The sequence below is a fragment of the Pseudomonas sp. FP1762 genome (genome assembly GCF_030687105.1).
GTDB classification, from domain to species: Bacteria; Pseudomonadota; Gammaproteobacteria; order Pseudomonadales; family Pseudomonadaceae; genus Aquipseudomonas; species Aquipseudomonas siliginis.
This window is the reverse complement of sequence record NZ_CP117458.1, coordinates 5864674-5877906: the sequence shown is the minus strand read 5'-3', so window position 1 is coordinate 5877906 and position 13233 is coordinate 5864674. Positions and strand designations below refer to the sequence as shown.

Here is a 13233-nt window from a genome sequence, read left to right as displayed (position 1 = left end):
GTTATGGCGGATACGAAAATAGCATCAAGTCTGACGCCGGCCAGTAACCAAACTGGTAAGTCTGCAGCTGTCCGTCAATTCAAAATCACAGATATACCTGATGCGATGGATAAGATGAAATGGCCAGTTGCTGCGAAGCTTATGCGCCACTGGTTTGATGGCGCGCCATGGCCAACCGCCGATGGTGCGATGAGTAAAGAGGTCAAAGACCATATTGCTCTTGCTGACATCGCCTACGTGAATGACACTATCGTAAAAATGGACTGGCTGATGCAGTTTGAACCTGCGAAAGCTGTCATTGAAGAGCTTAAGTCTGCTTGGGATAATACTGCAGGTCGTAATAATATAAGCAAGAAGATTAAAGATAAGTATCTTGGCTCGGCGCCGGGTGTCTATCCTTTTAAGTTTGCGAGCGCCAGGAAGGTTGAAGAGTTTGGATACAGCAATAGTCGAGCAGTTAAATTTGGCCTGATAGACAAGACTGATGAGTTGCGAGCTGCGCTGGCAAACTTTAATGTCCGCGTATTTCCAGAAGGAAAACTGGTGATTTCCGTAGATAGCATTCAGCTGTTTGTGGAGCGAATTGGGTTTTATGCTGAGGACGCGTATGACTTCAATGACTCACCGGATGACAATTTCAGTCAGCCATTGGGGTTCTGGAACTTTGATGGTATAGCCAACCCTGCCTATGCGGCCACCGCAAATACCGGTGCAGCGCAGATGAAGTCAGACATCGCTTCAAACCCCTATATCAGTGCGGAAGATTCTCAGGCGATGTTTAGGGAAATAGAGAGCTCGCGTTATTTCTATATTACAAATTCTCACTTTGTAAAATATCGGATGGAATTTAAAAAAGGCGGTGATTTCCAGGTTTTGTCTGATGTTCAATATCAAAACGTTCCCGCGACAGTTATTAATGTTTGGAATAAATGATGCGCATTTTTACTCGTGTACAATCCGCTGTCGAACTGGGTGTGGCGAAAAAATGACTACGCTTAAAAAGAAATGGCTAGTGCCTATCAGTTTGCTCTTGGTGTTTATTGCGTTGCTCGTTTATTGCTTGAACGCAATGCTGGATTATCCTGCAAGTACAACTACAGCTAGTCCCTCGGGCCGCTACACAATTGAGAATGTACGTGTCGGCAGGATCTTCATGCTTGGTGGCATGGCGTATTTAAGAGTTATCGATTCAAAAGAGCCAGAAAAGGTATATCGAACCCCGTTGTATGATACTCAGTCATTGGATATGCGTACATTTGAAGATGATGCTGAGGTTGGAATTACTTGGATCTCCTTCGAAAAGAAAGATAAGGCTTTTGTAATTTCCATGCCGCAATGGGAAGAAAGCTGGCTGAATATTTTCATCAGTAATACACCCTACGAGATTCTGGAAAACTGATAGCAGTATGAATAGCTACGTCCGTCTCGACCTATGTTTATTAACCCACGCCCTCGGATGCGTGGCTTATGCATTCTTGAATTACGCGGTTGTGCATGCTTACAAGCTTTTTAACGGCGGATTTACCTCCCATGGCGTCGCCATCGGAATTGCGACTTACTCACTGTTTTACATTTTTCTGGGCGTCAATCTGATCGTTGCGCTGACTCCAAATCTGGTTGCCAAGCTGGTCATCCTTTTTCTGATGGTGGGCTTCATCCTGCTCTGGATGCTACCCGACAACCCGTTCAGAGCCCTGTTCTACGGCGTGGCCCAAGGTTGCGTCACGTTGCTGGCGATCCTCACCACTCAAGTCATCGAGTTGCGCTGGGCTTTGCGAAACATCACAGGTCGCATTCAGCCAAGTCGGCCTGCAGGTGCAATCCAATGACCAAGTCGGGCGTTGAACGTAATTCACAGGTCGGTAATTCCATGAGCTCCATTACCAGGCAGGTACCCCGTGTCCTTTAACCACTACTACCAAAGCGAACTCACCGCACTGCGCCAGCTCGGTCGCCGTTTCGCCGAGCGTAGTCCGGCGCTGGCGCCGTATCTGGGGCAGGCCGGGCGGGACCCGGATGTGGAGCGGTTGCTCGAAGGCTTTGCGTTCCTGACCGGGCGTTTGCGCCAGAAGCTCGATGACGAACTGCCGGAGCTCAGCCATTCGCTGATGCAGCTGCTGTGGCCGAACTACATGCGCCCGCTGCCGGCGTTCAGCATTCTGCAGTTTGATCCGCTCAAGCGTTCCGGGCCGGCGCTGCTGGTTGAGCGCGATACGCCGATCGAAAGCAAGCCGATCGAAGACGTGCGCTGCCGCTTCCGTACGTGCTACCCGACCGAAGTGTTGCCGCTGGATCTGGCCGCGCTGAATTACTCGGTCAAGGGCGATGGCTCGCTGCTCAGCCTGCGCCTGGAGATGAGCGCTGACGGCCACCTCGGGGAACTGGAGCTGAGCAAGTTGCGCCTGCACTTTGCCGGTGAGCGCTACATCAGCCAGATGCTCTACCTGAGCCTGCTGCGCAACCTCGACGGCATCGAGCTGATCCCGCTCGACGCCGCCGGCAAGCCGATTGATGGCGTCAGCGGCAAGCCGATGGCGTTCAAGATTCCCGGTGATCGGGTCAAACCAGTGGGCTTTGCCGAAGAAGAAGCGTTGATTCCGTATCCGCTGAACACCTTCCGTGGCTATCGCTACCTGCAGGAATATTTCGCCTTCCAGGACAAGTTCCTGTTCGTCGACGTCAACGGTCTGGACATTCTCAAGGCGCTGCCGGAAGACACGCTCAAGCAGATGCGTGGTCTCGAACTGCGCTTCGACATCCGCAAGAGCGGCATCATGCGCATGCGCCCGACCCTCGATAACGTGAAGCTGTTCTGCACGCCGATCGTCAATCTGTTCGAGCACGACGCGCTGCCGATCCGTCTCGATGGCAAGCAGGACGAGTACCTGTTGCTACCAGCGGAATACGACCTGGAAAACTGCGGTGTGTTCTCGGTGGAAACCGTCACTGGCTGGAAGCCCGGCGGTCTCGGTTATCAGGAATACGTGCCGTTCGAGTCCTTCGAGCACGACCCGAGTTTCGACGTGCCCAACAGCCGTCCGCATTACAGCATTCGCCAGCGTTCGTCCTTATTGCATGACGGCCTCGACACTTACCTGAGCTTCGGCATCCGCCACACCGAAGCCCACGAAACCCTGTCGATCGAGCTGATGTGCACCAACCAGAACCTGCCGAAAAAGCTCAAGCTCGGCGACATCTGCATGGCCAGCGAGCAGACCCCGGAATTCCTCAGTTTCCGCAACATCACCCCGGCCACTCCGAGTTTCGCGCCGCCGCTGAACCGTGACTTCCTGTGGAAGCTGATCAGCAACATGTCGCTTAACTATCTGTCGCTGGCGGACGTCAATGCGTTGAAGGTGATTCTGGAAACCTACGACCTGCCTCGCTACTACGACCAGCACGCGGAAAAGGTCAGCAAGCGCCTGCTCGGCGGCCTCAAGCACATCAAGCATCACCACGTCGACCGCCTGCATCGCGGTCTGCCGGTGCGCGGTTTGCGCACCGAACTGACCATCGACCCGGAAGGCTATATCGGCGAAGGCGACCTGTTCGTCTTCGCTTCGGTTCTCAACGAGTTTTTCGCGCTTTACGCCAGTCTCAATTCATTCCATGAACTGCGGGTAAAAAGCACACAGGGAGAGGTGTACCAATGGACACCACGTATGGGCCTGCAGCCCCTGCTTTAAGCGGGCTGACCAAGGTAATACGCGAGTACTCGCTGTTTCAGGCCGTGCTGCTGGTGATCGACCGGCTGCGCGAGGCACACCCGCATCTGAGCGAAGACGATCTGTACGACCAGGTCGAGTTCCAGGCCAACCCGAGCCTGGGCTTTCCGCGCAGCGACGTCGATCGCGTCGAGTTTTTCGAAGAGCACGGCAAGATGCGCGCGCGCATGCGCTTCAACCTGATCGGCCTGGTCGGCTCCGGTTCGCCGCTGCCAGCTTTCTATGGCGAACAAGCCCTGGGCGACAGCGAGGACGGCAACCCGACGCGCAATTTCCTCGACCTGTTCCACCATCGCCTGCAACGACTGATGCTGCCGATCTGGCGCAAGTACCGCTACCGCGCGAGCTTCCAGAGCGGCGCGATCGACCCGTTCTCGGCGCAACTCTTTGCGCTGATCGGCCTGGGCGGCGACGAGATCCGCAAGGCCAAGGAACTCAACTGGAAACGCCTGCTGCCGTACCTCGGTTTGCTCAGCTTGCGGGCGCACTCGGCGGCGTTGATCGAAGCCGTGCTGCGTTACTACTTCAAGCACGAAGACCTGGTCATCGAGCAGTGCATCGAGCGCCGCGTGGAAATTCTCGACGAGCAGCGCAATCGTTTGGGCCGCGCCAACAGCGTACTCGGGGAAGACCTGGTGCTGGGCGAGCACGTGCGCGACCGCAGCGGCAAATTCCGCATTCACATCACCGAACTCGACTGGCAGCGATTCCATGAATTCCTGCCGATCGGGTTCGGCTACCAGCCGCTCTGCGCGCTGGTGCGGTTCACCTTGCGTGACCCGCTCGATTACGACATTCGCCTGGTCCTGCGCCAGGAAGAAATCCGCGAACTGCGCATCGGTGAGCAGAACGCCTGTCGCCTCGGTTGGACCAGTTGGCTGGGACGCGAGAAAGCGGACGGCGTGGTAACCCTGGGCAGCAAAATTCATTAAGGACGTGAGCCATGATCAACGTAGACCTGCAACAACTCATCCAGGCGCTGGACGCCGAAACCCGTCGTGATCTGGAACGTTCGGCCGAGCGTTGCGTCGCCCGTGGCGGCAGCAAGATCCTCGTCGAAGACTTGCTGCTGGGCTTGCTCGAGCGCCCGAACGGCTTGCTGTCGCGCGCGCTGCAAGATGCTGACGTCGACGCCGGTGAACTGACCGCTGCATTGCAGTCGCGGGTCGAGCACAGTGCTTCGCGCAACCCGGTGTTCGCCCCGGAACTGGTGCAATGGCTGCAAGACGCACTGCTGGTGGCCAACCTCGAACTGGGCCAGACCCAGGTCGAAGACGCGGCGCTGATCCTGGCGTTGCTGCGCAACCCGATGCGTTATGCCGGCAGCCGCTATCAACCGCTGCTTGCCAAACTGAACATTGATCGCCTGAAAGAATTTGCCCTGTCGCAACAGGAGCAACCGGCGGCCAACGGCAAACCGGCCGCACAGGGCGAATCGCTGTTGCAGCGCTTCACCCACAACCTGACCCAACAGGCCCGCGACGGCAAACTCGACCCGGTGCTCTGCCGCGATGGCGCGATCCGCCAGATGGTCGACATCCTTGCCCGTCGGCGCAAGAACAACCCGATCGTCGTCGGTGAGGCCGGTGTCGGTAAGACCGCCATCGTCGAAGGCCTCGCCTCGCGCATCGCTGCTGGTGAAGTGCCGCAGGTGCTCAAAGGCGTTGAATTACTCTCGCTGGACATGGGCCTGTTGCAGGCCGGCGCCAGCGTCAAAGGTGAATTCGAGCGTCGTTTGAAAGGCGTGATTGATGAGGTCAAAGCCTCGCCAAAACCGATCATTCTGTTCATCGACGAAGCTCACACCCTGATCGGCGCGGGCGGCAATGCCGGCGGTTCCGACGCGGCCAACCTGCTGAAACCGGCACTGGCCCGTGGCGAACTGCGCACCATCGCTGCCACCACCTGGGCCGAGTACAAGAAATACTTCGAGAAAGACCCGGCGCTGGCGCGTCGCTTCCAGCCCGTGCAACTGCACGAACCGACCGTCAGCGAAGCGGTGACCATTCTGCGTGGTCTGGCTCAGGTCTACGAGAAGAGCCACGGCATCTACCTGCGCGATGACGCGGTGGTGTCCGCTGCTGAATTGTCCGCGCGTTACCTGGCCGGTCGGCAACTGCCGGACAAGGCTGTAGACGTCCTCGACACCGCGTGCGCCCGCGTGCGCATCAGCCTCGCTGCGGCCCCGGAAAGCCTCGAGCGCCTGCGTGGCGAACTGGCTGAAGGCGGCCGCCAGCGTCAGGCCCTGCGCCGCGATGCCGAGGCCGGTCTGCTGATCGACCACGAAGCGCTGGAGGCGCTGGAAGCGCGGCTGGACGAAGCCGAAAGCGAGATGGTTGCGCTCGAGACCCTGTGGACTGAGCAGAAAGAGCTCGCCGAGCGTCTGCTGGAACTGCGTCAGCAACTGGCCAAGGCCCGCGAGGCTGCAGCTGTTGAGCCGACCGTCAGCGTGGAAGAAGACGCCGAAGGCACCGTGATTGAAACTGTGGTCGCCGAAGTCGAAGAAGGCCAGAGCGTCGAAGCTCTGGAAGCTCAGCTGCATGAAACCCACGCCGCGTTGACTGCCGCGCAAGTCAAAGAACGCCTGGTCAGCTTCGAAGTCTGCCCGCGTCTGGTTGCCGAAGTGATCAGCGCCTGGACCGGCGTGCCGTTGGCGCAACTGGCCCGCGAGCACAACGCCAAGGTCGCCAGTTTCGCCACCGACCTGCGCACACGCATCCGTGGTCAGGAGCAAGCCGTGCACGCGCTGGATCGTTCGATGCGCGCAACCGCTGCCGGTCTGAACAAGCCTGATGCACCGGTCGGTGTGTTCCTGCTGGTCGGCCCGAGCGGCGTCGGCAAGACTGAAACCGCGCTGGCCCTGGCTGACCTGCTGTACGGCGGCGACCGCTTCATCACCACCATCAACATGTCCGAGTTCCAGGAAAAGCACACCGTCTCGCGTCTGATTGGTGCGCCACCGGGCTACGTCGGTTACGGCGAGGGCGGCATGCTCACCGAAGCCGTGCGCCAGAAGCCGTATTCGGTGGTGTTGCTCGATGAAGTCGAGAAGGCTGATCCGGACGTGCTCAACCTGTTCTACCAAATCTTCGACAAAGGCGTGGCCAACGACGGCGAAGGTCGCGAGATCGACTTCCGCAACACGTTGATCCTGATGACCTCCAACCTCGGTAGCGACAAGATCAGCGAACTCTGCGAATACGGCGCGCGGCCGACCGCCGAAGTGCTCGAAGAAACCATTCGCCCGGTACTCAGCAAACACTTCAAACCGGCGCTGCTGGCGCGGATGAAAGTGGTGCCGTACTACCCGGTGGGCGGCCCGGTGCTGCGCGAGCTGATCGAGATCAAACTCGGCCGTCTCGGCGAGCGCCTGAACCGCCGTCAGCTGGAGTTCAGCTGGTGCCAGAACCTCGTCGATCACCTGTCCGAGCGCTGCACGCAAAGCGAAAGCGGCGCGCGCCTGATCGATCATCTGCTCGATCAACACGTGCTGCCGCTGGTGGCCGATCGTCTGCTTGATGCGATGGCGACCGGCGAGAGCCTCAAGCGTGTGCATGCCACGCTCGACGGCAACTCCAGCGTGACCTGCGAGTTCGTCTGAGGTGGGCGTGATGTTCACTCAGGTGCCGCAGCCACTGGTCTATGCCGAAGCGTTGCTGGCGCAGTTCGCCAGTCTGTCGCGGGCGGCGGACAGTGCTGCGCTGCTGGGTGAATTCGTCCGTGGGTTGGCCGAGCTGAGCGGCTGTGAATTGACGCAGCTGTATCTGCTCGATGCCACCCACACTTGCCTGGGGATGAACGCCGAGTGCCTCGACGGTGCGCTGCAACCGCGTCAGGCGGCGAGCATGCCAGCGGATTACAACGGCGAGCAACTGCTGCAATTCGCCCTGTGCCAGAACCGCGTGGTGTGCCTCGACGACCTGACCGGCAGCCTGCACGAAACCAGTTTTCTACCGGCGGCGAGCACGCCGTGGCAGTCGCTGTTGTGCGTGCCGCTGGTCAATCAGCACAAGTCGGTCGAGGGCTTGCTGCTCTGCGCCAGCCGTCGGCGTACTGACCTTCAGGGTTTTGCCGATTCCCTCGGCCAGCTCGGCTCGTTCGTGCTCGGCCAACTGCATCTGCTGCAACGCCTGCGTCAGCCAGCCGCCGAATCGGCCACCGCCACACGCAGCGTGCCGAGCATCAGCGGCTACGGCCTGATCGGCAAAAGCGCGGCGATGCGCCAGACCTATTCGCTGATCAGCAAGATTCTTCACAGCCCGTACACTGTGCTGTTGCGTGGCGAGACCGGCACCGGCAAGGAGGTGGTGGCGCGGGCGATCCACGATTGCGGCCCGCGTCGCTCCCAGGCGTTCATCGTGCAGAACTGCGCGGCGTTCCCGGAAAACCTGCTGGAAAGCGAACTGTTCGGCTACCGCAAAGGCGCCTTCACCGGCGCCGATCGAGATCGCGCAGGGCTGTTCGACGCGGCCAATGGCGGCACGTTGCTGCTCGATGAAATCGGCGACATGCCGTTGTCGCTGCAAGCGAAGATTCTGCGTGTGTTGCAGGAAGGCGAGATCCGTCCGCTGGGTTCCAACGACACGCACAAGATCGACGTGCGCATCATCGCCGCAACGCACCGTGATCTGGCGGCACTGGTCAGCGAAGGCAAGTTCCGCGAGGACTTGTACTACCGCCTCGCACAATTCCCGATCGAGCTGCCGGCCCTGCGTCAGCGCGAAGGCGACATCCTCGATCTGGCCCGGCATTTCGCCGAGAAGACCTGCACGTTTTTGCAGCGTGATCCGGTGCGCTGGTCGGACTCGGCGCTGGAGCATCTGTGCGGTTACACCTTCCCCGGCAACGTTCGCGAACTCAAGGCACTGGTCGAGCGCGCGGTGCTCCTGTGCGAAGGCGGCGAGTTGCTCGCCGAGCATTTTTCCCTGCGTCTGGAACCGATGCCCGAAGACAACAGCGGCCTGAATCTGCGCGAACGCCTGGAGCAAGTCGAGCGCACTTTGCTCCTCGATTGTCTGCGCAAGAACGACGGCAACCAGACCCTCGCCGCCCGCGAACTGGGCCTGCCGCGGCGCACGTTGCTGTACCGCCTCGGGCGCCTGAATATCAATTTGGGTGACTTTGATGGTTGAGCTACAGCACTTCTTCGAACCCAACACATACCCTGTGGCGAGGGGATTTATCCCCGTTCGGCTGCGCAGCAGTCGCAGTCCGGTACATACGGTTTCACTGAGAAATCGCGCTGGCAGGTTATGGGGGCGCTGCGCACCCCAACGGGGACAAGTCCCCTCGCCACGGGAGGTCGCCGTACCTCCAGGCTATGGCTCAAGGCCCCGATCTAGAGGCTTCGAGCCCACCTCAAAAACTTATTTCAGCGCCGCCCGCAAGGGTCGGCGCTTTGTGCTTTGTCTACACCTGGAGACCCTCTGATGTCTGTTCGTCACTGGCACGCTGTCCTGCTGACCCTCGTCGTTCTATGCGGCCTTGGCGGCTGTAGCGGCAATTACAAATTCAACGACAACGACTATCGCCCGTTGGGTGATCCGCAAGCGGTCAATCGCGGCAAGTGACCGCAAGGAGCATCAAACATGGAATTGGTTTTCGAAATGCTGAACACCAAGCAGTTCGTGCCCACCGAGCTGTGCCAGCGGACCTTCAAGCAGGCCGGCGGCGTGATCGGGCGCGGCGAGGACTGCGACTGGATCATCCCTGACCGCAAGCGGCACCTGTCCAATCATCACGCGATTGTCAGCTACCGCGAGGGCTCGTTCTTCCTCACCGACACCAGCAGCAACGGTGTCCAGGACGGCAGCAGCGGCGCGCGCCTGCACAAGGGCGAGCCGGTGCGCATCGAGCACGGCAGCACCTACATTCTCGGCGACTTCGAGATCCGTGCGCGGCTGGTCCGTGACCCGGCGACCTTCGACGGCGAAGTCGGCCGCCCGCGCGCCGCTGGCAGCATCATTCCGGACGACGCGTTCCTCGACCTCGACCCGCTCAACGCCCTCGAACAGCAAGAGCGCGTCTACTCGGAAATCGACGAACTGCTGTCGCCTACCGCCAAGCCGGAAGATTCCCGTCAGCGTGCCGACTACGCGCGCATCGACATGGAAAGCCTGATGGTCCCGGAGCTGATTGCCGCCCCGGTCGAACCTGAGCCGGCGCCTGCACCGAAAGCCGTCGAGCGTCAGAGCGAAGGATTCTGGGAGCACTTCGGCGCGGCGCTGGGCGTCGACGTCAAAGGCCTCAGCCACGACGAACGCGAAGCGTTGGCGCTGAACGCTGCGCGCCTGCTGCGCCAGAGCATCGGCGGTTTGCAGCAGAGCCTGCGCACCCGCTCCGAGCTGAAAAACGAGCTGCGTCTGGCCCAGACCACCGTGCAGGGCACCAACAAGAACCCGCTGAAATTCGCCGTCGATCCGAGCGAAGCACTGCAAATTCTGTTGCAGCCAAGCAAGCCCGGCCATCTGCCGGCCGAGCAGGCGATCTCCCGCGCATTCCGTGATTTGCAGGCGCACCAAGTGGCTCTGCTAACCGCCAGTCGCGCCGCTGTGCGTGGCACCCTGGAGCACTTCTCGCCGGAGCAACTGACCCTGCGTTTCGAGCGCGACAGCAAGCCGTTGATCGCCACGTCGGGCGGGCGCTGGAGAGCGTTCGGCCGCTATCACCAGGCCCTGCGTCAGGACGATGACTGGAGCGAGCGTCTGCTGGCCCGCGACTTCGCCCAGGCCTACGAAGAACAGATCCGCCTGATCTCCACCCTCCACACCGACCACCAAGGATGATGCGCATGTCTCGCCGCTCGACCGCTTTTTTCAAGACGCTGACTGCGCTCACCGTGCTGGTGCTGCTTGCCGGTTGCTCGTCGCTGTCGCCGTACTCGAAAGTGACCAAGATCAATCTGAAACTGACCGGCAGCGATCAGCTCAACCCGGACCTCAACGGGCGGCCGTCGCCGATCGTCGTACGCCTGTTCGAACTCAAGCACCCGGTGACCTTCGAGAACGCTGATTTCTTCAGCCTCTACGAGCGCGCCAAGGAATCCCTCAACCCGGACCTGGTGGCCAGCGAAGAACTCGAACTGCGCCCGGGTGAAACCGTGGAACTGAAACTCAGCGTGGAGGAGGGCAGCCGTTACGTGGGCATCCTTGCTGCCTATCGCGACCTGCCGGATACGCAATGGCGGCACACCGTGCAGATCACTCCGCTGGAACTCACCGAGGCTGATCTGACCCTCGATCAGGCCGGTATCCGCAACACCCAACAAGTGCTCGCCAAGGCGGATGACTGATCATGAACACCCATAAAGTCATTTGGCAGGAAGGCATGCTGCTGCGACCGCAGCACTTCCAGCACAACGATCGTTATTACGATCACCAGATGAAAACCCGCACGCAATTGCTCGGTGGCTACACCTGGGGTTTTCTCAATCTGGAAATCGACTTGCAGTTCCTCAACATGGGCAAACTGGTGATCAGTGAAGCCTCGGGGATTCTGCCGGACGGCAGCCTGTTCGAACTTGGTGGCAACACTGAGCCGCTGGCGCTGGACGTGCCGCCGAACACCGGCAACACGCCGATCTATCTGGCGCTGCCGCTGGTCACTGGCAACCACATCGAGGCCCGGCGCCCGGAGCAATCCGACGTGCTCGCGCGCTACACCGCGTATGACGCCGAAGTCGCCGACTCCAATGCCGGCGACGATTCCGCCAGTCAGGTCAGCTGCGGTCGCCCGGATTTCAAACTGTTGCTCGGCGAGCAGCAGAGCGATCAGGCCTACGTGAAGCTGAAAATCTGCGACGTGCTCGACACCACGCCCGACGGCGTCATCAGCCTCGACCCGGATTTCGTCCCGACCTACATTCAGGCCCACGCCTCCAGCTATCTGCTGTCGTGCCTGAAAGAAGTCATCAGCATGCTCAGCCACCGTGGCGACACCATCGCCGAGCGGATTCGCTCCAACGGCAAGGTCGGCGGCGCTGAAGTCGGCGACTTCATGATGCTGCAACTGATCAACCGTACCGAACTGCTGCTGCGCCATTACCTCGGTCTTGAGCAGGTTCACCCGGAAGAGTTGTATCGCACGCTGCTGACCATGCTCGGCGATCTGGCGACCTTCTCCGGCGAGAGCAAACGCCCGCGTCTGGACAGCCGCTACTCCCACGCCGATCAGGGCGCGAGCTTTCGCAAACTGATGGAAGCGATCCGTCAGGTGCTGTCGATGGTGCTCGAACAGCACGCCATCGAACTGATCCTGCAGGCGCGTCAGTACGGCATCATCGTCTCGCCGTTGCACGACCACAAACTGCTCGGCTCGGCCTCGTTCGTGCTGGCAGCCAGTGCCAACTGCGACTCCGAAGAACTGCGTCAGCGCTTGCCGCAGCACCTCAAGGTCGGCCCGGTGGAGCGCATCCGCCAACTGGTCAACCTGCACTTGCCGGGGATCAAGGTCAAACCGTTGCCGGTGGCCCCACGGCAGATCGCGTTCCATTCGAACAAAACCTATTTCATCCTCGAACTCAGTTCCGAAGACCTGGCACAACTCGAGCGCTCCGGCGGTTTCGCGTTCCACGTGTCCGGCGAATTCGCCGAGCTTGAACTGAAATTCTGGGCCATCAGGAACTGACCGACATGATCAAGGAAACGGATTACAACCAGGACGACAAAACCGTCCTGCTCGACCGTCAGGGCCACGGACCGGCATCGAGTCCGCTGACCGACTTCGCCGCGCCGCCGCGTTTCGAGCAACTGGAAGAACGCATGATCTACGCCGCGCGCCTGCGTCCGGCCGAGGCGTTCAACATCAGCCTCAACTCGCTGGTCGCGGCCTCGTCCGACCTGCTCTCGGAAGTGGTGCGTCTCAAGCACAGCGAGACCCGCGAAGACCTGTACGCGCTGAATGAGCGGCTGACCGCCGGGCTGAAATTGTTTGAAGTACGCGCCCTGCACAACGGCGCCGAAAGCAGCCAGGTAATGGCCGCGCGTTACGTGCTCTGCACCGTGGTCGACGAAGCCGTCGTGACCACGCCGTGGGGCAACGAAAGCGAGTGGTCGCAGATGAGCCTGCTGAGCAGCTTCCACAACGAAACCTTCGGCGGCGAGAAGTTTTTCCAGCTGCTCGATCGGCTGTCGAAAAACCCGGTCAAGCACCTGCCGATGCTCGAACTGATGTACCTGTGCCTGTCCCTCGGTTTCGAGGGCAAGTACCGCGTGCAGGCGCGCGGCATGCTTGAGCTTGAAGGCATCCGCGACGCCTTGTACCGGCAGATCCGTCAGTTGCGTGGCGACGTGCCGCGCGAGTTGTCGCCGCACTGGGAAGGCCTCAACGATCAGCGCCGCAACCTGGTGCGCATCGTGCCGGCGTGGATGGTGGTGCTCTTTACTCTGGTCTGTCTGGTGGTGATGTATTCGGGCTTCGCCTGGGTCCTGAGCGAACAACGCGACACCGTTCTGCATCCTTATCAGCCGCTTGATCCAGCCGCGGTGCAACCGCAGGCGCAGCCGTAAAA

Annotated in this window: 12 protein-coding genes; all 12 read left to right on the top strand. The window is 60.1% G+C overall.

Features of this window, described 5'->3' with window-relative positions; translation table 11 throughout:
- The first annotated feature begins 3 nt into the window (after nt 1–3).
- The 12 genes from PSH90_RS26430 (at nt 4) to icmH (ending at nt 13231) form a co-directional block, all read left to right on the top strand.
- Nucleotides 4–933, top strand: coding sequence for a DUF6402 family protein (locus PSH90_RS26430; RefSeq protein WP_256807599.1), 930 nt, complete (start codon nt 4–6; stop codon nt 931–933).
- Nucleotides 934–985: 52 nt separating this feature from the next.
- Nucleotides 986–1399, top strand: a complete 414-nt coding sequence (locus PSH90_RS26425; protein WP_064365134.1) for a hypothetical protein — start codon at nt 986–988, stop codon at nt 1397–1399.
- 7 nt (nt 1400–1406) lie between these two features.
- A complete protein-coding gene (locus PSH90_RS26420; RefSeq protein ID WP_256807601.1) occupies nt 1407–1829 on the top strand; it encodes a hypothetical protein in 423 nt (140 codons plus the stop codon).
- A 69-nt stretch (nt 1830–1898) separates the two neighbouring features.
- Entirely contained in the window at nt 1899–3686 is a 1788-nt protein-coding gene (tssF, locus tag PSH90_RS26415; RefSeq protein ID WP_256807608.1) for a type VI secretion system baseplate subunit TssF, read from the top strand.
- Nucleotides 3650–4657, top strand: coding sequence for a type VI secretion system baseplate subunit TssG (tssG, locus tag PSH90_RS26410; RefSeq protein WP_056790879.1), 1008 nt, complete (start codon nt 3650–3652; stop codon nt 4655–4657). The genes tssF and tssG overlap by 37 nt, the downstream gene beginning before the upstream one ends.
- Nucleotides 4658–4668: 11 nt before the next feature.
- Nucleotides 4669–7326 (top strand): type VI secretion system ATPase TssH, encoded by a 2658-nt coding sequence (tssH, locus tag PSH90_RS26405; protein ID WP_150637161.1) that lies wholly within the window; start codon nt 4669–4671, stop codon nt 7324–7326.
- A gap of 10 nt (nt 7327–7336) precedes the next feature.
- Nucleotides 7337–8857: a sigma-54-dependent Fis family transcriptional regulator gene (locus PSH90_RS26400; RefSeq protein ID WP_150637159.1), complete on the top strand. Its 1521-nt coding sequence runs from the start codon at nt 7337–7339 to the stop codon at nt 8855–8857.
- 297 nt (nt 8858–9154) lie between these two features.
- Complete coding sequence (locus PSH90_RS26395; RefSeq protein ID WP_003229566.1) at nt 9155–9295, top strand: hypothetical protein; 141 nt, start codon at nt 9155–9157, stop codon at nt 9293–9295.
- Between the two features lie 18 nt (nt 9296–9313).
- Nucleotides 9314–10510, top strand: a complete 1197-nt coding sequence (gene tagH / locus PSH90_RS26390) for a type VI secretion system-associated FHA domain protein TagH (RefSeq protein WP_016772508.1) — start codon at nt 9314–9316, stop codon at nt 10508–10510.
- 5 nt (nt 10511–10515) lie between these two features.
- Nucleotides 10516–11016: a type VI secretion system lipoprotein TssJ gene (gene tssJ, locus PSH90_RS26385; protein WP_016772509.1), complete on the top strand. Its 501-nt coding sequence runs from the start codon at nt 10516–10518 to the stop codon at nt 11014–11016.
- Between the two features lie 2 nt (nt 11017–11018).
- Nucleotides 11019–12350, top strand: coding sequence for a type VI secretion system baseplate subunit TssK (gene tssK, locus PSH90_RS26380; protein ID WP_016772510.1), 1332 nt, complete (start codon nt 11019–11021; stop codon nt 12348–12350).
- Nucleotides 12351–12355: 5 nt separating this feature from the next.
- Nucleotides 12356–13231 (top strand): type IVB secretion system protein IcmH/DotU, encoded by an 876-nt coding sequence (gene icmH / locus PSH90_RS26375; RefSeq protein ID WP_016772511.1) that lies wholly within the window; start codon nt 12356–12358, stop codon nt 13229–13231.
- Nucleotides 13232–13233: the final 2 nt, after the last annotated feature.